Source organism: Pseudomonas sp. B34(2017) (genome assembly GCF_002112915.1).
GTDB lineage: Bacteria > Pseudomonadota > Gammaproteobacteria > Pseudomonadales > Pseudomonadaceae > Aquipseudomonas > Aquipseudomonas pharyngis.
Window position 1 is genome coordinate 56,383 of record NZ_NEJA01000004.1, and the last position, 19,015, is coordinate 75,397.

21 protein-coding genes are annotated in these 19,015 nt (G+C 59.8%); 13 read left to right on the top strand and 8 right to left on the bottom strand.

The genetic code is table 11. From position 1 onward, the window contains the following. Positions 1–102 precede the first annotated feature (102 nt). On the bottom strand, positions 103–2,487 hold the full coding sequence (locus CAF80_RS13535; protein ID WP_007957414.1) for an RND family transporter: 2,385 nt from the start codon (positions 2,485–2,487) through the stop codon (positions 103–105). A 28-nt stretch (positions 2,488–2,515) separates the two neighbouring features. Next, complete coding sequence (locus CAF80_RS13540; RefSeq protein WP_039766872.1) at positions 2,516–3,544, bottom strand: YCF48-related protein; 1,029 nt, start codon at positions 3,542–3,544, stop codon at positions 2,516–2,518. A 324-nt stretch (positions 3,545–3,868) separates the two neighbouring features. Here CAF80_RS13540 and CAF80_RS13545 point away from each other — a divergent pair, with 324 nt between their 5' ends. The 7 genes from CAF80_RS13545 to CAF80_RS13575 are packed head-to-tail and all read left to right on the top strand — an operon-like array spanning position 3,869 to position 9,079. Next, entirely contained in the window at positions 3,869–4,459 is a 591-nt protein-coding gene (locus CAF80_RS13545) for an amino acid synthesis family protein (RefSeq protein ID WP_007957412.1), read from the top strand. A 32-nt stretch (positions 4,460–4,491) separates the two neighbouring features. After that, the gene (locus CAF80_RS13550; protein WP_039766874.1) at positions 4,492–5,325 is read left to right on the top strand and encodes an alpha/beta fold hydrolase; all 834 of its coding nucleotides are present in this window, start codon (positions 4,492–4,494) and stop codon (positions 5,323–5,325) included. Then, the gene (locus CAF80_RS13555; RefSeq protein WP_085603065.1) at positions 5,322–6,803 is read left to right on the top strand and encodes an aldehyde dehydrogenase; all 1,482 of its coding nucleotides are present in this window, start codon (positions 5,322–5,324) and stop codon (positions 6,801–6,803) included. The genes CAF80_RS13550 and CAF80_RS13555 overlap by 4 nt, the downstream gene beginning before the upstream one ends. Before the next feature lie 12 nt (positions 6,804–6,815). Further along, entirely contained in the window at positions 6,816–7,301 is a 486-nt protein-coding gene (locus CAF80_RS13560) for a flavin reductase family protein (protein ID WP_007957406.1), read from the top strand. A gap of 12 nt (positions 7,302–7,313) precedes the next feature. Further along, a complete protein-coding gene (locus tag CAF80_RS13565) occupies positions 7,314–7,703 on the top strand; it encodes a carboxymuconolactone decarboxylase family protein (RefSeq protein ID WP_007957404.1) in 390 nt (129 codons plus the stop codon). Between the two features lie 58 nt (positions 7,704–7,761). Then, positions 7,762–8,514, top strand: a complete 753-nt coding sequence (locus CAF80_RS13570; RefSeq protein WP_039766879.1) for a GntR family transcriptional regulator — start codon at positions 7,762–7,764, stop codon at positions 8,512–8,514. Position 8,515: 1 nt separating this feature from the next. Continuing rightward, positions 8,516–9,079 carry an NUDIX hydrolase gene (locus CAF80_RS13575; RefSeq protein ID WP_007957402.1) on the top strand — a complete coding sequence of 188 codons (564 nt, stop codon included), beginning with the start codon at positions 8,516–8,518 and terminating at the stop codon, positions 9,077–9,079. Positions 9,080–9,136: 57 nt separating this feature from the next. Here the strand turns inward: CAF80_RS13575 and CAF80_RS13580 are convergent, their stop codons facing one another. The 3 genes from CAF80_RS13580 to CAF80_RS13590 all read right to left on the bottom strand — a co-directional run bounded on the left by CAF80_RS13580 (position 9,137) and on the right by CAF80_RS13590 (position 10,792). Beyond that, on the bottom strand, positions 9,137–9,496 hold the full coding sequence (locus tag CAF80_RS13580; RefSeq protein ID WP_236676608.1) for a hypothetical protein: 360 nt from the start codon (positions 9,494–9,496) through the stop codon (positions 9,137–9,139). Positions 9,497–9,587: 91 nt separating this feature from the next. Further along, positions 9,588–10,286, bottom strand: a complete 699-nt coding sequence (locus CAF80_RS13585; RefSeq protein ID WP_052912742.1) for a hypothetical protein — start codon at positions 10,284–10,286, stop codon at positions 9,588–9,590. Next, positions 10,286–10,792, bottom strand: a complete 507-nt coding sequence (locus tag CAF80_RS13590) for a PAAR domain-containing protein (protein ID WP_074688595.1) — start codon at positions 10,790–10,792, stop codon at positions 10,286–10,288. The genes CAF80_RS13585 and CAF80_RS13590 overlap by 1 nt, the downstream gene beginning before the upstream one ends. Positions 10,793–11,315: 523 nt before the next feature. Here CAF80_RS13590 and CAF80_RS13595 point away from each other — a divergent pair. Next, complete coding sequence (locus CAF80_RS13595) at positions 11,316–11,582, top strand: short-chain dehydrogenase (protein WP_074688597.1); 267 nt, start codon at positions 11,316–11,318, stop codon at positions 11,580–11,582. A 117-nt stretch (positions 11,583–11,699) separates the two neighbouring features. Here the strand turns inward: CAF80_RS13595 and CAF80_RS13600 are convergent, their stop codons facing one another. Next, positions 11,700–11,993 (bottom strand): DUF1330 domain-containing protein, encoded by a 294-nt coding sequence (locus tag CAF80_RS13600; RefSeq protein ID WP_074688599.1) that lies wholly within the window; start codon positions 11,991–11,993, stop codon positions 11,700–11,702. Positions 11,994–12,058: 65 nt separating this feature from the next. Here CAF80_RS13600 and ribBA point away from each other — a divergent pair, with 65 nt between their 5' ends. The 5 genes from ribBA to CAF80_RS13625 all read left to right on the top strand — a co-directional run bounded on the left by ribBA (position 12,059) and on the right by CAF80_RS13625 (position 17,517). Beyond that, entirely contained in the window at positions 12,059–13,168 is a 1,110-nt protein-coding gene (gene ribBA / locus CAF80_RS13605; protein ID WP_074688601.1) for a bifunctional 3,4-dihydroxy-2-butanone-4-phosphate synthase/GTP cyclohydrolase II, read from the top strand. Between the two features lie 394 nt (positions 13,169–13,562). Then, positions 13,563–14,588, top strand: coding sequence for an ABC transporter substrate-binding protein (locus CAF80_RS13610; RefSeq protein ID WP_074688603.1), 1,026 nt, complete (start codon positions 13,563–13,565; stop codon positions 14,586–14,588). Next, positions 14,585–15,529, top strand: coding sequence for an ABC transporter permease (locus CAF80_RS13615; protein WP_074688605.1), 945 nt, complete (start codon positions 14,585–14,587; stop codon positions 15,527–15,529). Before CAF80_RS13610 ends, CAF80_RS13615 begins: the two co-directional genes overlap by 4 nt. A 6-nt stretch (positions 15,530–15,535) precedes the next feature. Further along, complete coding sequence (locus CAF80_RS13620) at positions 15,536–16,345, top strand: ABC transporter permease (RefSeq protein ID WP_007957396.1); 810 nt, start codon at positions 15,536–15,538, stop codon at positions 16,343–16,345. Positions 16,346–16,362: 17 nt separating this feature from the next. After that, positions 16,363–17,517 (top strand): ABC transporter ATP-binding protein, encoded by a 1,155-nt coding sequence (locus CAF80_RS13625; protein ID WP_074688607.1) that lies wholly within the window; start codon positions 16,363–16,365, stop codon positions 17,515–17,517. Positions 17,518–17,764: 247 nt separating this feature from the next. Here CAF80_RS13625 and map read toward each other — a convergent pair whose 3' ends face one another. Together map and CAF80_RS13635 are read right to left on the bottom strand one after the other, a co-directional pair. Beyond that, positions 17,765–18,556, bottom strand: coding sequence for a type I methionyl aminopeptidase (map, locus tag CAF80_RS13630; RefSeq protein WP_039766894.1), 792 nt, complete (start codon positions 18,554–18,556; stop codon positions 17,765–17,767). Beyond that, positions 18,553–18,813, bottom strand: coding sequence for a ParD-like family protein (locus CAF80_RS13635; protein ID WP_039766896.1), 261 nt, complete (start codon positions 18,811–18,813; stop codon positions 18,553–18,555). The genes map and CAF80_RS13635 overlap by 4 nt, the downstream gene beginning before the upstream one ends. Positions 18,814–19,015: the final 202 nt, after the last annotated feature.

Below are 19,015 nucleotides of genomic sequence, written 5' to 3' on the forward strand. Positions count from 1 at the left end.
TCTCCCTTGGGAGAGGGCAAGGGTGAGGGGGCTTTTGATCTCACACCATAAAAAAAGCCGCAACCCTTCAAGGTTGCGGCTTTTTCATTTCAGCCAAACGGATCAGTGAGCAAACAGAGAATTGCCCTTCTGCCCCGCCAGTTTCTCCGGCTTGATCAGGAACTTCGCCAGTGCCGGCAGCAGCCACAGCGCACCGAACATGTTCCACAGCAACATGAAGGTCAGCATCAGGCCCATGTCGGCCTGGAACTTGATCGCCGAGAAGATCCAGGTGCACACGCCGATGGCCAGGCACAGACCGGTGAACAGCACTGCCTTACCGGTGGATTTCAGGGTCTGGTAATAGGCTTCCTGCAACGGCAAACCGGCACGCAGGAAACTTTCCAGACGGCTGTAGATGTAGATGCCGTAGTCCACGCCGATCCCCACGCCCAGCGCCACCACCGGCAACGTCGCCACCTTCACGCCGATACCCATGAACGCCATCAGCGCGTTGCCCAGCACCGAGGTCAGCACCAGCGGCAGCACGATGCACAGGGTCGCCGCCCACGAGCGGAAGGTGATCATGCACATGACCGCCACGCAGATGTACACCAGGATCAGGATGGTCAGCTCGGACTTCTTGATCACCTCGTTGGTGGCCGCCTCGATCCCGGCGTTACCGGCCGCGAGGATGAATTCCAGGCCTTCCTTGTTGTTTTCCTTGGCGAAGTCCTGCACCGCATGCACCGCGCGATCCAGGGTTTCAGCCTTGTGGTCGTTCAGAAACACCAGCACCGGCGCCAGCGAGCAGCTGTTGTTGTACAGGCCGTCAGCACGGGCGATGGAGTTGTTCAGCACGTCAGGGTTGCGTGACAGGGTTTCCCATTTCAGGTTGCCCTCGTTCATGCCCTTGATCATCTGCTTGGACACGGTCACCAGCGAGATCGCCGACTGCACGCCCTCGGTGTTCTGCATCTTCCACATCAGTTCGTCAATCGGCGCCATGGCTTCATAGCGCGAGCAGCCTTCGGACTTGGTCTTGACCATCACCACCAGCACGTCGGAGCTGGTCGAATAGTTGCTGATGATGAAGTTGTTGTCCTTGTTGTAGCGCGAGTCCGGACGCAGTTCCGGCGCGCCCTGGTCAAGGTCGCCGATCTTCAGGTTCTGGCTGTACCAGAGGCCGCCACCGAAAGCGACCAGCGCCAAAGCGATGGAAATCGGGGCGACTTTCGGGTTGGCGAAGTTCGACAGCAGGCGCCAGAACGGATGTTCGCGGTGCGCGTCCTTCTTGCTCTTGGCGATCGCACGCTTGCTGATGCCGACATAGGAAATCGCCACCGGCAACAGGATCAGGTTGGTGAACACGATCACCGCCACGCCGATGGAAGCGCCGATGGCCAGCTCGCGAATCACGCCGATGTCGATGATCAGCAGCGTGATGAAGCCGACGGCGTCCGCCAGAATCGCGATCATGCCCGGCAGGAACAACTGACGGAAGGTCCGCCGTGCGGCCGTCAACGCGTTGTCCGCCTCACCGGATTGCAGGGCGATACCGTTGATTTTCTGCACGCCGTGGGAAATGCCGATGGCGAAAATCAGGAACGGCACCAGCATCGAATAAGGGTCGAGGCCGAAGCCGAAGAAGTGCATCAACCCGAGTTGCCAGACCACCGCCACCAGCGTGGTGCTCAACACCGCCACGGTGCTGCGCAGGCAGTTGGTGAACCACAACAGCAGGATCAGGGTGATGACGAAGGCGATGCCGAAGAACATCACCACCATCACCAGGCCGTCGATCAGGTCACCGACCTTCTTGGCGAAACCGACGATGTGGATCTTGACGTTGGGGTTCTGCGCTTCGAACTTGTTGCGGATCTTGTCTTCGAGCTCATGGGAAAACTGGCGATAGTCCAGCGCCAGCAGCTTGCCCTGGTCCTGCGGGTCCGGGTAGGACTCCAGCAGCGGGATGTCGACAATGCTCGACTTGAAGTCGTTGGCCACCAGACGCCCGACCTGACCGGACTTGAGCACGTTGTTACGCAGCAGATCGAGGCTGTCCTGGGAGCCGTTGTAGCTCTGCGGGATCACTTCGCCGCCGGCAAAACCTTCCTCGGTCACTTCGGTCCAGCGCACGCTCGGGCTCCACAGCGACTTGAGGCCGGAACGGTCGACGCCGGAGATGTAGAACACCTCGTCGTTGATCTGACGCAGGGTCTCCATGTACTCCTTGGAGAAAATGTCGCCGTCCTTCGCTTCCACCGAAATGCGCACGGTGTTGCCCAGGTTCGCCAGATCGTTGCGGTGCTCCATCATTTTTTCAATGAACGGATGCTTGAGCGGGATCATCTTTTCGAAACTGGTGGACGGACGGATCAGCGTGGCCTGCCAGAACAGGAAAATGCTGACCAGCAGGCAGATCACGATCACTGCCGGGCGGTTGTTGAAGATCAGGCGCTCGAGAAACGTCGCCTTGTCCTGATGATGAGTGCTCAAGGAAGTCATAGCCCCGCCTTCTTATTATTGATTCGGCTCATTTGCCCAGCTCGGCGCCGTTCGCAGTCGTGACCCGAACGCCACCCTGCCCGCTCAGGATCAGATTGCCGTTGCCGGCGGCGGTGACCGACGACAGCGAGATGCGATCCGGACGGTTGAACACGCTGAAGGTTTCGCCGTTGTCACTGCTGCTGACCACCGAGCCGCCGTTGCCGACGATGACGATGGAGCCGTCCGCAAGCAGTGTGGCACCGGACAGGCCGAACTCCAGCGAACCGCGCGCGGCTTTCAGTTCGACCTGCTCCCAGGTGCTGCCGAAATCGGTGGAGCGGTAAAGGTTGCCCCGCAGACCGTAGGCCAGCAGGGTTTGCGGCTGCGCCGTGCCGATCACGCCGAACAGCGAGCCTTCGTACGGGCCTTCGAGTTTTTCCCAGGTCTGGCCCCAGTCGGCGGAGCGGAACATGCTGCCCGACTCGCCAACGATGAACAGACCGGCGTCTTTTACCGCGCCGATGGCGTTTAGGTGGAACTGGTCTTCGTTGTCGAGGCGATCGCTGACGTCTTCCCAGTTTTTGCCGCCGTCGGTGGTTTCCAGCAGCGCGCCGTAGGCACCCACGGCGAGGCCACTGTTGACATCCTTGAACCAGACGTCGAGCAGCGGCGATTCGCGCTTGAGGTCTTCGAACTGTTTGGTCCAGGTCAGGCCGCCGTCTTCGCTGGCGAGGATCTGTGCGTCGTGGCCGACGGCCCAGCCGTGCTTGTCATCGACGAAATAAACGGCGGTCAGCAACTGGCGGCTCGGCACTTTGGCCTGGGTCCAGGTCTTGCCCTGATCGTCGGAATAGAGAATGTGCCCGCGATCCCCGACCGCCACCAGCCGGGTTCCGGCGTGAACGACATCGAGCATCAGGCTTTTCGAGGCCTTGGCCGATTCGGTGGCATAGACCACGTCGGCGGGCGCTTCGGCGGCGAGAACCGGCGCCGACAATGTGGCAAAGCCCAGCAGAGAGAGTGCTGTGGCCAGCAACGCGGTGTTGCGTAACGCCGGCGGGCGGCAACGACTCATAGACCTTCCCCTGTTTATTATTGTTGGTCATGGACCTTAAGGGCGCCGCAAGGGTGCTCACGGTGACTGCCTGGTCACAAGCATAGTCCTGAAACCCGCTGTCCAGAGCCCCTTCGGAAGCTGGCTCATCCTATCGGGCATTCGAAACGTCTGACAATCGGCGCAACGTTATCTTTTGTTAACCGAAAGGGACTACAGCGGCAGCTGAATGCGCGGGCATTCGTCCGACTGATGGCAGGGATTCTTGCGAGGGGGACTTGCGCGATCGGTATTATGGTATACCATCAGACGCACAGACACTCTTTACCCCCTACGGAGCAGCTCATGAGTTTCGAAATTCGCAAGATCGTCAGCTATGTCGAAGAGACCTTCATTGAAGGCGGCAAGGCGTCCGACACCCCGGTGACCATGGTCGGCCTGGCTGTCGTGATGAAGAACCCGTGGGTCGGCAATGGCTTTGTCGAAGACCTCAAGCCGCAGATCCGCGCCAATTGCTCGGACCTCGGCGCGATGATGGTCGAGCGTCTGGTGGGGATCATCGGCGGCGCCGAGAAGATCGAGGCTTACGGCAAAGCCGCGGTGGTCGGTGCCGATGGCGAAATCGAACACGCGTCGGCGGTGATCCACACCCTGCGCTTCGGCAACCACTACCGCGAAGCGGTCAAGGCCAAGAGCTACCTGAGCTTCACCAACAAGCGCGGTGGTCCGGGCACTTCGATTCAGATCCCGATGATGCACAAGGACGACGAAGGCCTGCGCTCGCACTACATCACCCTGGAAATGCAGATCGAAGACGCCCCGCGCGCCGACGAAATCGTCGTGGTGCTCGGTTGCGCCGACGGTGGTCGCCTGCACCCGCGCATCGGCAACCGCTACATCGATCTGGAAGAACTGGCCGCCGAAAAAGCCCAGTAACCACAATAAAAAAGGCATTGCAGGAGCGCTCCATGATTCGGCTCACCGCTGAACTCACCCCGGCCGGCACCAGTTATCTGGCGACAGGCGTTGGCCAACCCGTGGTGTTGATCCACGGCGTGGGCCTGAACAAAGAAATGTGGGGCGGCCAGATTGTTGGCCTGGCCACGCAATACCGGGTGATCGCCTACGACATGCTCGGTCATGGCGCCAGCCCGCGCCCGGCCAGCGGCACCGCCCTGCTCGGTTACGCTGATCAGTTGCTGGAGCTGCTTGACCACCTGCAATTGCCCGAGGCATCAGTGATCGGCTTTTCCATGGGCGGTCTGGTGGCGCGGGCGTTTGCCCTGCATTACCCGGAGCGCCTGAAAAGCCTGGTAGTGCTCAACAGCGTGTTCAACCGCAGCGAAGAGCAGCGCGCCGGGGTTATCGCCCGCACTGCGCAAGCGGCCGAACACGGACCGGACGCGAATGCCGAAGCGGCGCTGTCGCGCTGGTTCAGCCGTGAATATCAGGCGGCCAACCCGGCGCAGATCGCTGCGATCCGCCAGACCCTGGCCGGCAATGATCCGCAAGGCTACCTGACCACCTACGAACTGTTCGCCACCCAGGACATGTACCGCGCCGACGACCTGGGCAGCATCCAGGCGCCGACGCTGATCGCCACCGGCGAGCTGGACCCCGGATCGACCCCGGAAATGGCCGAGCAACTGGCCGCGCGCATTCCCGGCGCGAAGGTTGCCGTGCTGCCCGAGCAACGGCATATGATGCCGGTAGAGTCGCCACGGCTGGTAAACCAGACGCTGCTGGAATTTCTCGACACCGCACACGCCCGACAAAACCATATAAAGGGGATCGTTGCATGACGCTCGCACGCTTCCAGATGTGCATCGGCGGAGAATGGGTCGACGCCCTCTCCGGCAAGACGTTCGAAAGCCTCAACCCGGCGCTGGCCGAACCCTGGGCCGAACTGCCCGACGCTGACGAGGCCGACGTCGAACGCGCCGTGCAAGCCGCGCAGACCGCCTTCGACAGCCCGGCATGGCGTGGTCTGACCGCCACCGCGCGCGGCAAACTGCTGCGTCGTCTCGGTGACCTGATCGCTGAAAACAAGGAACAACTGGCGCAGCTGGAAAGCCGCGACAACGGCAAACTGATCCGCGAAACCCGGGGTCAGGTCGGTTATCTGCCGGAGTTCTTCCACTACACCGCCGGCCTCGCCGACAAGCTCGAAGGCGGCACCCTGCCGCTGGATAAACCCGATCTGTTCGCCTACACCGTGCACGAAGCCATGGGCGTGGTCGCCGCGATCATTCCCTGGAACAGCCCGCTTTACCTGACCGCGATCAAACTGGCGCCGGCGCTGGCTGCCGGCAATACCATCGTGATCAAACCGTCCGAGCATGCCTCGGCGACCATTCTGGAGCTGGCGCGTCTGGCCCTCGAAGCCGGGATTCCGCCGGGGGTGGTCAACGTCGTGACCGGCTACGGCCCGAGCACTGGCGCCGCCCTCACCCGTCATCCGCTGATCCGCAAGATCGCCTTCACCGGCGGCGCGGCCACGGCCCGGCACGTGGTGCGCAGCAGCGCCGAGAACTTCGCCAAGCTGTCGCTGGAACTGGGCGGCAAATCGCCGAACATCATCTTTGCCGACGCTGATCTCGACAGTGCGATCAACGGCGCCATCGCCGGGATCTACGCCGCATCCGGTCAGAGCTGCGTATCCGGTTCGCGACTGCTGGTGCAGGATGAAATCTACGACGAATTCGTCAGCCGATTGGTGGAACGCGCCCAGCGCATCCGCATCGGCAACCCGCAGGACGACAGCAGCGAAATGGGTCCGATGGCCACCGCGCAGCAACTGGCAGTGGTTGAAGGTCTGGTGGCCGATGCCATCGCCGAAGGCGCGCGCCTGCGTCTGGGTGGCAAGCGTCCGAGTGGCGTCGGTGATGGCTGGTTCTACGAACCGACGCTGTTCGAATGCGATCGCAACTCAATGAAGATCATGCAGGAAGAAGTCTTTGGTCCGGTGGCCTCGGTGATCCGCTTCAAGGATGAAGCCGAAGCGCTGGCGATCGCCAACGACTCGCAGTTCGGCCTCGCCGCCGGCATCTGGACCCGCGATCTGGGCCGGGCCCATCGCCTGGCCCGGGACGTGCGCTCGGGGATTATCTGGGTCAACACCTACCGCGCGGTGTCGGCGATGGCACCGATCGGCGGCTTCAAGAACAGTGGCTATGGACGCGAAAGCGGCATCGATTCGGTGCTGGCCTACACCGAACTGAAAACGGTGTGGATCAACCTCTCCCAGGCGCCGATGCCTGATCCGTTTGTGATGCGTTAGGAGTACTGCGACATGATCGAACCCGGCATTTACAAAGACGTCATGAGCTCGTTTCCGTCCGGGGTCACGGTGGTCACCACCCTCGACCCGGACGGTGGCATCGTCGGCATCACCGCCAGCGCCTTCAGTGCGCTGTCGATTGATCCGGCGCTGGTGCTGTTCTGCCCCAACTACGCCTCCGACACCTACCCGGTACTGCGCGACAGCAAGAAGTTCGCGATTCATTTGCTGTCCGCCGACCAGACCGCCGAGGCCTATGCTTTCGCCGGCAAAGGCAAGGACAAGGCCAACGGCATCGAGTGGCACTTGAGCGAGCTCGGTAACCCGATCCTCGCCAAGGCCACGGCGATCATCGAGTGCGAGTTGTGGCGTGAATACGACGGCGGTGACCACGCGATCATCGTTGGCGCAGTGAAGAACCTGATCCTGCCGGAGCAACCGGTGACGCCGATGATTTATCACAAGGGCAAGCTCGGCGCGTTGCCGACACTGGGTTGAGCGGAGAAACACATGAGCAACGAAAAGTACGAGCAAGGCCTGAAGATCCGCACCCAGGTACTGGGCGAAGCCTACGTGCAGCGCTCGATCGAGAATGCCGACGACTTCACCCGCCCGCTGCAGGAAATGGTCACCGAATACTGCTGGGGCCACGTCTGGGGACGTGAAGGCCTGTCGCTCAAGGAGCGCAGCATGATCAACCTGGCGATGATCTCGGCGCTCAACCGCCCGCATGAACTGAAACTGCATGTGCGCGGCGCCTTGCGTAACGGCCTGAGTCGTGAGCAAATACGCGAAATTCTGCTTCAGGTCGGTATTTATTGCGGCGTCCCGGCAGCCGTGGACAGTTTCCGGCTCGCCCGTGAAGCCTTCGCCGAAGCCGACGCCGAGGCCTCCAGTTAACCCCTCGGCTGTTTTGATGCCCGTCTGGCATGGACAGCCACCTTAAAGAGCGGACCCCATGAAACGCCTGCCACTCGACGACAGCTTCAAGGTCAATCGCAACCCCGTCACCCTGCGCGAAATCGTGCTGGATAAACTGCGAAGCGCCATCATGAACTTCCAGCTGCTGCCCGGCGATCGCCTGGTGGAGCGCGATCTGTGCGATCGCCTGGGCGTGAGCCGTACGTCGGTGCGTGAAGCCTTGCGTCACCTGGAATCCGAAGGCCTGGTGGAATTCGCCGACGCCAAGGGTCCGCGCGTGGCGATCATCACCCTCGCCGATGCCGTCGACATCTATGAACTTCGTTGCGTACTCGAAGGCCTGATCGTCCAGCTGTTCACCCTGCGCGCCAAGGCCAAGGACATCAAGGCCCTGGAAAAAGCCCTCGACGAGAACCGCAAGGCACTCAAGGACGGCGAGCTGCAACAGGTGATCGATTCGGTGCAGGGTTTCTACGACGTGTTGCTGGAAGGCTCAGGCAACCATGTCGCGGCCACCCAGTTGCGTCAGTTGCAGGCGCGGATCAGCTATCTGCGCGCAACGTCGGTGTCCCAGGAAAACCGTCGCGGCGCCAGTAATCACGAGATGGAAAAAATGGTCGAGGCGATCAAGAGCGGCGATCCGCTGGCGGCGCATCAGGCGTGCGTCGATCACGTGCGCGCTGCGGCTGCCGTCGCTCTCGATTACCTCAAGCGCAAACAGGAAGAGACCGGCGACACACCGCCAATCACCCTGCCCATCGCGCTGAAAGAACCGCGCATAGGTCACTGACATGTTCAGCCCGAGCTTTTGCCCGAAATGCGGTGGCGCTGACCTCGGTCAGCAAGTGCCGCCGGGCGATACGCACGAGCGCCTGATGTGCCGCGGCTGCGGCTACATCCACTATGTAAACCCGAAGATCATCGCCGGCTGCATCATCGAGCAGGACGGCAAATACCTCTTATGCCAACGGGCGATCCCCCCGCGCCCCGGCACCTGGACCCTGCCCGCCGGTTTCATGGAAAGCGGCGAAACCACCGAACAGGCCGCCCTGCGCGAAGTCTGGGAAGAAAGCGGCGTACGCGCGGAAATCGTCTCGCCGTATTCGATCTTCAGCGTGCCGAAGATCAGCGAGGTCTACATCATCTTCCGCGCCCTCGCGCTGGAGATCACCGGCCAGTACGGCCCGGAAACCCTCGCCTGCAAATTCTTCGCCCCGGAAGACATCCCGTGGGAGCAGATCTACTACCCGGCGATCCGGCAGATCCTCGAACGCTACATCGAGGAACGCCAGGCCGGGGTGTATGGCATGTACATGGGCAACGACGACAGCGGCAAGATTCATTTCATGCGTTGATCAGCCGTCACTTGCAAGAGATACAGAGCCCGGCCCGATTCCTCGGTAGATAGGTGCTCAGTCCGGCATCGCACGAATGATATCCGCCAGATCATCTTTGGTGATTTCATTGGCTTTGAGAGCAGCGGAGATGTCTTTCTTGGAGAGCGGGAAACGCTTGAAAATGTCTTTCAAGGTATCGGCATCAATATTGGCCAGCCAAAGAGGATCGATAAAAGAACCGCCATATTCAGGTTTCATTGGGACTTCTTCGTGGGCAATGGCACCTTTGTGATTCAGATACACAACATAACGATCGTGCCCTTCAGGAAAGCTTTTATCGTGATATAGCGTTGTTCCCATCGGCAGGACATAGTAATTGTCATCGCCACCTTGCCCTTCGATCAGCAGTGGCTCTTTAGTTTTAATCATCTTCATAGTGTGTTCCTTTGCAGTATCGCCAAAAATCAGAAAAGCCATAAAGACTGCATTTACAAATAAGGCCGCCGTCAGCCAAAAGCCAATCTGCCTATTTGTAAACATTCTTTTTATCATAGTGCGCCTCAGTATTCCCTTCGAGCATGGCTTGTAAATCCGCAGGCATGAAAATCCCGTCCTGAGGTTTGGTCTGCGTGCGCGCAGCCTGCCTTTCCAGGAATGACAATCCACGCATTTCGCTATATTTGGACGGATTCTGCACGATTGGCTTACCCGAAATTTTGGCTCCCGCTATCGTTACAGTTGTGCAGTTATTGGTGGTTGGATGATAGTTGGACGGCAATACATAGCGCGCAGACGTTGCTGTCTTTCTTCTCAGCTCCTTTTTCTGGGCGACAATACCGTCGAAGTGAGCGATAACGGCCTCAGCGGTTGCACTATCCAAAAAATAAACAAATCCAGTTGTTGTGCGCCCCAAGCTGTTCTCACCCGAGATGTACGCTTTGAAGGATGTCCAAACGTTCAGCACTCCCTCCCCTTCGCTATCAAACGTCCCCCAGGTTTTTCCATAGCGCCCAAAGTCATAGGTGATGTCTTTAGAACCAACCACTACGTGTAAAGCAGCATGTCCGAAAGGATGCTCTTCCTTGTCACGGGTGTAAGGGCCACCCACAAGTATCTCCATATATGCACCCGACACGACTACTTGGTTGGTTTTTGTAGTTTTCCCCGATGCGCCTGTACTTTTTGCTGCCTGTGTCGTGCTGGTAGTTTTAGTAGGCTGAACCATTAAAGATGTTCCGTATCTTCAAGTTTCGGGAATTTAATACTGCAACTTCCCCTAGGGATGTTTGCAACATGCACGAAGCCGTTTTCGTCAAGGACACCTGTCATCAACGTTCCATCGGGGAGTGTCAGTTCGTACGCCTCGTTGGCAACAGGCTCATCTCTATCGTTCAGCAACTGAAACTCGACAAACGTCTTTTCTTTCAGGAACTGCGAGAAAAAGCTAGTGGGCGCCCCCCCACCGGATTCACCCACGAAGGTATCGGGAGACCCGGCAGTGATCGTCGCTCCGCAGGCTGTCTGCGAGCCTACGTGTGCTACATCTTTTCCCAGACCGAACACGTGAGGAGCACCCGTCGTTATGGGATTACTGCCGTGAACCGGGCAGGAATATGTGTCTCCTACCAAAGCAACAGGCATTGAGTTAACGAAAATAGGGCTCGATCCAGTGGTGATATTTCCGCCGTGACTTCCTGGGTCTCCAAGTCGTGCGACTGGCTTTCCTGCCATCGTTTCTCTCCTTTGAACGTCACAATGGCTGGATAGTAACCGATCCTTGATCACTCCTGAACGAGCAAAATACGAAACGGAACCGGCTTACAGGACTGGTTGCGTTTTCCGGCGTGCCGCTGGTTGACGGCCCTAGCCCCACTCCCTATCCTCACGCCTGTCACGACTCATTCGTGATCGGGTTTGACGGCCCGTAATCTTCTCACGACGTGCATAGCCTTCTCTGCTCGAGCACTCCTGTGTCCGATGCATTCTTTATGGCGACTGTGCGCGGGGCATCTTCGGGTGCGCCGGTGTCCGTGAGAGCCGGTCCGTCAACCCACGCACAGTTGCCACCCAATTTCGTTTGACGGCGTTTTTGTGGCAGCTCTACTGGATCTTACGGAGCTACACCCATGACGGAATCGACCATAGAACTCATCCCCTACACTCGCCGCGATCGACTCAGACAATTCCTGGTCGACAATATGTCGATAGCGCTGAGAAGAACCTTCACAGGCAATCTTCAGGCAGGTGCTGGCGTATGAATACCCACATTTCAATGACCCACAACGAAGACAGCATTCCAGTGCTCCTGGTCTCAACACAGGCGCCGCTGGACGTTTTGCACAGCAGCGCGGCGAGCAGGTTTTTGGCAGCTACACAGATGATGGAAAGCCTCGCCAGCCTGGATATTTCAGCTGCCAAGGGTGTCGATGTGCAGCAACTCGCCCACGCAGCAGCGATTTTGCTTCGTGATGGCTGTGATGTAATGGACGTATTAGGGCGGAAGATTCAAGCACAAGGCTGAGCAACGAATCACAGTCCTTAACCGCTGATAGCTGCGATCTTCTGATCACGAAAAAGAGCATCAAAAGATCGCAGCCACCATCGATTCGCCAGTTCCTCTGGAATCGTAAACAAGCGCTTACGGCGCCATCCCTTCAACGATGACAATCTCTGCCCGCGCCCACTCCTCACGGTAGCTCTTCGCTTTCTGATACGCCGCCGAGCGATAGCACGCCACCGCCTGCTCGTAGCTGTCGAACTCGATCACCACGCTGCGCTGCGGCGTCGCCCTGCCTTCCATCGCTTCGCTGCGCCCGCCTCTGGCTAAAAACTTCGCGCCGAATTCGGCGAACGCTTTCGGCGCGCGCTGGGTGTATTGGCTGTAGTGATCGGGATCGGTGATGTCCACGTGAGCAATCCAGTACGCCTTCATAGTGACCTCTTGGTTGATTTTGTATTATGGTATACCACGAATTTCATCCACATCGAGAGTCCAGCATGGCCTTCAACAGCATCGAAGAAATCATCGAAGATTATCGCCTCGGCAAAATGGTGTTGCTGGTCGATGACGAAGACCGGGAAAACGAAGGTGACCTGCTGCTGGCCGCCGACCGTTGCACGTCCGAGGCGATCAGTTTCATGGCCCGTGAGGCTCGGGGGCTGATCTGCCTGACGTTGACTGACGATCATTGCCAGCGTCTCGGGCTGGAGCAGATGGTGCCGAGCAATGGCAGCGTGTTCAGCACCGCGTTCACGGTCTCCATCGAAGCGGCGGTCGGCGTGACTACCGGGATTTCCGCCGCTGACCGCGCTTGTACGGTGGCCGCTGCGGTGGCGCCGAACGCACGCGCAGAAGACCTGGTGCAGCCCGGTCATATCTTTCCGTTGCGCGCTAAGGAAGGTGGCGTGTTGACCCGTGCCGGTCACACCGAGGCTGGTTGTGATCTGGCGCGGCTGGCGGGTTTCACGCCGGCCTCGGTGATCGTCGAAGTGATGAACGACGACGGCACCATGGCCCGTCGCCCGGATCTGGAAATCTTCGCGCGCAAGCACGGGATCAAGATCGGCACCATCGCCGACCTGATCCACTATCGCCTGAGCACCGAACACACCATCGAGCGCATCGGCGAGCGGGAACTGCCGACGGTGCATGGCACCTTCCGTTTGATCACTTTCGAAGATCGCATCGAGGGCGGCGTGCACATGGCGATGGTCATGGGTGAGCTGCGCCGTGAAGAGCCGACGCTGGTGCGCGTGCACGTGATCGATCCGCTGCGGGATCTGGTGGGTGCCGAGTACAGCGGGCCGACGAACTGGACGTTGTGGGCGGCGCTGCAACGGGTCGCTGCCGAAGGGCATGGCGTTGTGGTGGTGCTGGCCAATCATGAGTCTTCGCAGGCGTTGCTGGAGCGCATTCCGCAACTGACTCAGCCGCCTCGGCAGTTCAGTCGCTCGCAATCGCGGATCTATTCGGAAGTCGGCACCGGGGCGCAGATTCTGCAGAATCTGGGCGTCGGCAAGCTTCGCCACTTGGGGCCGCCGCTGAAATATGCCGGGTTGACTGGCTACGATCTTGAGGTGGTTGAGAGCATTCCGTTCACCGAGTGATTCGATGTTGCATTTCAAGCGGCTAATGCTGCCCTCACCCCAGCCCTCTCCCAGAGGGAGAGGGAGCCGACCGAGTTGTTTTACCGCTATACATCGACCTGAAACTCAGAGTCGAACTCGAGTTTTGAACAGCATAGAGATCTGCTCCCTCTCCCTCCGGGAGAGGGCTGGGGTGAGGGGTTGGATCTAAAATTCAGCCAAAATCCCCACATCGAACACCTCAAAAACCATAAGCCGCCAGATAGCCGGTACGGCAAAGTGCTTGCACAAAGTTTGGAATACCATAATATGATATTCCATAGACCGGACGACCTGAAAAACCGTCCAGCTACTGCTCCCGACAGGCGGGCAACAACGCAAGCCCGCTCAAAAACACAACAATGAGGGCGTAAAAATGGTGTTGAACAAAGCTGCAACCGCGATCTTTTTCGCGGGACTGCTGAGCGTGACCGGTCAGGCCGCGATGGCCGCCGAGAGTGTGAACTTTGTCAGCTGGGGCGGTAGCACCCAGGATGCGCAGAAACAGGCCTGGGCCGATCCGTTCAGCAAGGCCAGCGGCATCACCGTCGTGCAGGACGGCCCGACCGACTACGGCAAACTCAAGGCCATGGTCGAGAGCGGCAACGTGCAATGGGACGTGGTCGATGTCGAAGCTGACTTCGCCCTGCGCGCCGCCGCCGAAGGCCTGCTCGAACCCCTCGATTTCAAACAGATCCAGCGCGACAAGATCGACCCGCGTTTTGTCAGCGACCACGGCGTCGGCTCGTTCTTCTTCTCCTTCGTCCTCGGCTACAACGAGGGCAAGCTCGGCGCCAACAAGCCGCAGGACTGGAGCGCGCTGTTCGACACCAAGACTTTCCCCGGCAAACGCGCCCTCTATAAATGGCCAAGCCCCGGCGTACTTGAACTGGCCCTGCTCGCCGACGGCGTAGCAGCCGACAAGCTCTACCCGCTGGACCTCGATCGCGCCTTCAAGAAACTCGACACCATCAAGAAAGACATCGTCTGGTGGGGCGGCGGCGCGCAGTCGCAGCAACTGCTGGCCTCCGGTGAAGCGAGCATGGGGCAGTTCTGGAACGGCCGGATTCACGCCCTGCAGGAAGACGGCGCACCGGTCGGCGTGAGCTGGAAACAGAACCTGGTCATGGCCGACATTCTGGTGGTGCCAAAGGGCGCGAAAAACAAGGACGCGGCGATGAAGTTCCTGGCCAGCGCCAGTAGCGCGAAGGGCCAGGCCGACTTCTCCAACCTGACCGCCTACGCCCCGGTCAACGTCGACAGTGTGCAGCGTCTGGATTCGACGCTGGCCCCGAACCTGCCGACTGCCTACGCTAAGGATCAGATCACTCTTGATTTCGCGTACTGGGCCAAGAACGGTCCGGCCATCGCGACACGGTGGAACGAATGGCTGGTCAAATGAAAATGGCGGCCACCGCGTCCCGTCCCTCCACTGCCACCGGGAGCGCCGCGAGCGCTACCGGCCTGGCATCCGGCAAGGCGAGTGCAATGGCGCAAGCCCCGTCCCTCAAGCAACGCTGGCGCGGCGCCGGCAATCTCGCGCCGGCGCTGTTGTTCCTCGGTCTGTTCTTTCTCGCACCGCTGATTGGCTTGTTGCTGCGCGGCGTGCTGGAGCCGGTGCCGGGCCTTGGCAACTATGAACAACTGTTCGCCAACTCGGCGTATGCCCGTGTGCTGTTCAACACCTTTTCGGTGGCGGGATTGGTGACGGTGTTCAGCCTGCTGCTGGGCTTTCCGCTGGCCTGGGCAATCACCCTGGTGCCACGGGGCTGGGGCCGCTGGATCCTCAACATCGTGCTGCTGTCGATGTGGACCAGCCTCCTCGCCCGCACCTATTCGTGGCTGGTGCTGTTGCAGGCTTCGGGCGTCATCAATAAGGCGCTGATGGCGCTGGGCATCATCGATCAGCCGTTGGAAATGGTGCACAACCTGACCGGGGTGGTGATCGGCATGAGCTACATCATGATCCCGTTCATCGTGCTGCCGTTGCAGGCGACCATGCAGGCCATCGACCCGATGATCCTGCAGGCCGGTTCGATCTGTGGCGCGAGTCCCTGGACCAACTTCTTCCGGGTGTTCCTGCCGCTGTGCCGGCCGGGTCTGGCGTCCGGTGGGTTGATGGTGTTCGTGATGTCGCTCGGTTACTACGTCACTCCGGCGCTGCTGGGCGGGGCGCAGAACATGATGCTGCCGGAATTCATCATTCAGCAGGTGCAGTCGTTCCTCAACTGGGGCCTGGCCAGCGCCGGCGCCGCGTTGCTGATCGTCATCACGCTGGTGCTGTTCTACGTCTACCTGAAGCTGCAACCGGAATCCCCGGTTGGCGCCAGTAACGCGAGGTAAGCCGAGATGCTCCTGACGCCCAATGCCATGAGTCGCCGGATGCGCTTCGGCCTGTATTTCACCACCGGGCTGATCGGCCTGTTCCTGTTGTTGCCGATCGTGTTCATCGTCCTGCTGTCGTTCGGTTCGTCCCAGTGGCTGGTGTTCCCGCCACCGGGCTGGACGCTGAAATGGTACGTGCAGTTCTTCTCCAACGCCGACTGGATGAGCGCAGCACTGGCCAGCCTCAAGGTCGCGGTGCTGACCACAATCTGCGCCGTCGCCCTCGGTTTGCCGACGGCCTTTGCGCTGGTACGCGGACGCTTCCCCGGCCGGGAAATGCTCTACGGTCTGTTCACCCTGCCGATGATCGTGCCGCTGGTGATCATCGCCGTGGCGGTGTACGCGCTGTTCCTCAAGCTCGGCTACACCGGGACGATGTTTGCCTTCGTCGTCAGCCATGTGATCGTCGCGCTGCCGTTCACCATCATCTCGATCATCAATTCGCTGAAGCTGTTCGATCAGTCGATTGAAGACGCGGCGGTGATCTGCGGTGCGTCACGCCTGCAAGCGGTGTTCAAGGTGACCTTCCCGGCGATTCGCCCGGGGATGGTGGCCGGCGCCCTCTTCGCCTTCCTGGTTTCGTGGGACGAAGTGGTGCTCAGCGTGATGATGGCCAGCCCGACCCTGCAAACCCTTCCCGTGAAAATGTGGACCACCCTGCGCCAGGACCTGACGCCCGTGATCGCCGTCGCCTCGACGCTGCTGATCGGCCTGTCGGTATTGGTCATGGTGATCGCCGCCGCCCTGCGCCGGCGCAACGAAATCAGCGCCTGAGCGCCCAGGAGTACGACATGAGTGCCGTGATCAAAGACGCATCCCAGCAGAACGACAAACCCCTGGTCAGCCTGCGCAACCTGAACAAGCACTACGGCGATTTCGCGGCCGTGGACAACATTTCGCTGGACATCAAGGACGGCGAATTCCTCACCTTCCTCGGCTCCAGCGGCTCGGGCAAAAGCACCACGCTGTCGATGCTCGCCGGCTTCGAAACCCCGAGCAGCGGCGAGATCCTGGTCAACGGCCAGTCGCTGGTCAACGTGCCGCCGCACAAGCGCGACATCGGCATGGTGTTCCAGCGTTATTCGCTGTTCCCGCATCTGTCGGTGCGCGACAACATTGCGTTCCCGCTGGCGATCCGCAAACTCGCCGCCGCTGAACGTGACAAGCGCGTCGATGCGATGCTGAAACTGGTGCAGCTCGAACAATTCGCCCATCGCCGCCCTTCGCAATTGTCCGGCGGCCAGCAGCAACGGGTCGCCATTGCACGGGCGCTGGTTTATGAGCCACGCATTCTGCTCATGGACGAACCGCTCGGTGCGCTGGACAAGAAACTGCGTGAAGACCTGCAGGATGAATTGCGCCAGCTGCACCGTCGCCTCGGCATCACCATCGTCTACGTGACCCACGACCAGGAAGAAGCCATGCGCCTGTCCCAGCGCATCGCGATTTTCAGTCACGGCAAGATTGTCGGGCTCGGCAGCGGTTATGACCTTTATCAGAATCCGCCGAATGCATTTGTGGCGTCGTTTCTGGGTAACTCGAACTTTCTCAAGCTCAAGGCGCAGGGCAATGCGGCGGCGAGTTTTGAGGGGCAGTCGCTGTCGATTCGCCTGACTGCCGGATTGCAGACCGGGCAGGATGTTTTGCTGATGGTGCGTCCGGAAAAGGCTTTGGCGTTGAGTGTGCAGCAGGCGATCGATGAACCGCTGGCGGCGGGTTGGAACGAGGTTTCGGCGAAGGTGGTCGAGGTGTTGTTTCTGGGTGAGAGTCAGACGTGCAGTGTGGTGACGTCAGGCGGGACTTCGATGACGGTGAAGGCGTTGTCGGCGGCGGGGATGCCGCTGAGGGCTGGAGATCCGGTTCGGGTGCGTTGGGCGACGGCGGATGCTTGCGTCTATACCGAGTGGGCTGAGAGCGATTTGAACAAAGCGGCGGGGGCTCATTAACACCGAGTCGCCTGCCCGCCCTCACCCCAGCCCTCTCCCGGAGGGAGAGGGAGCCGACCGAGGTGTCTTGCGCTGTACATCGACCTGAAAAACCGAGTTGATTATGGATTCGGCACAGCATTCTGGTCGGCGGCGATTATGGATTCACTGCGGAGCTTTCAGGTCGGCGTACTTCTCGAATATTCCCCAATCGGCTCCCTCTCCCCCCGGGAGAGGGCTGGGGTGAGGGCCAGCGGCCGACTCGGTCTCACTTGATAGCCGCAAACCCCTCAATCTGATCAGGCCAAGCCGTCAACACTTCAAACCCGTCCTCCGTCACCGCCACCATATGCTCCCACTGCGCCGACAACGACTGGTCCTTGGTCACCACCGTCCAGCCATCCGCCAGACTCTTCACATGCCGCTTGCCAGCATTGAGCATCGGCTCGATGGTGAAGATCATCCCCGCCTTCAGCTTCAAGCCCTGCTCCGGATAACCGTAATGCAGCACCTGCGGTTCATCGTGATAAACCTTGCCGATCCCGTGCCCGCAATACTCGCGCACCACACTGAACCCTTCTTTTTCCGCCAACGTCTGGATCGCATGACCGATGTCACCCAACGTAGCGCCCGGACGCACCACGCGGATGCCGGCGCACATGGCGTCGTAAGTGGTCTTGATCAGATGCCGCGCCTCGGGCGTCGGCTCGCCGACCACGTACATGCGGCTGGTGTCGCCGAACCAGCCGTCCTTGATCACCGCGATATCGAGGTTGACGATGTCGCCGTCCTTCAGCACTCGCTTCGAAGGAATTCCATGGCAGACCACTTCGTTGACTGACGCGCAGACGGTTTTCGGGAAGCCGTGGTAACCGACGTTGGCCGGAATGGCTTTCTGCACATTGACGATGTAGTCGTTGCACAACTGGTCGAGTTGATCGGTGGTGACGCCAGCCTTGACGTGCGGCACCAGCATCGCCAGCACCTCGGCGGCCAGTCTGCCGGCCTCGCGGGATTGAGCGATTTCGGCCTGGGTGTTGATCTTGATCGGGTTTCTCATGCCTTTACCGCCTCTTTGACCGAGGCGTTCTGCGCGGCATCCGCCAGTGCGCAAACCTGCTGCAGATCCAGACCGCCCGACTGCTCGGCGCGAATCAGCAACCGGCAAATGGCGTGGTGATCAAGATCGGGATACAGCTCGGCGAGCATGCCGATGCGCATCCAGTGTTCGGCCTGCGCGTTGATCGAGCGGCTGAGTGCGTTGCTGGAAATGCGCAGATTCTCGTGCATGTCCTCTGAAATCTTTACGATGCCCATGGCAATATCCGATACGAAGTGTATATGGATCGTATATTAATCGTGTGTCGCTCGGGATTGCAAACGCTGCATACCCGGTAAGTCGCTGAGAAAAAATCTTCCCGGCACCGGAGACTGGTTCTGACGAGCATCAATCAGCATTTTTCGCTGCAAGATTTTTACTACCGGATCAAGCGCTTCGTGACGCTGAAGACGCCCTTTC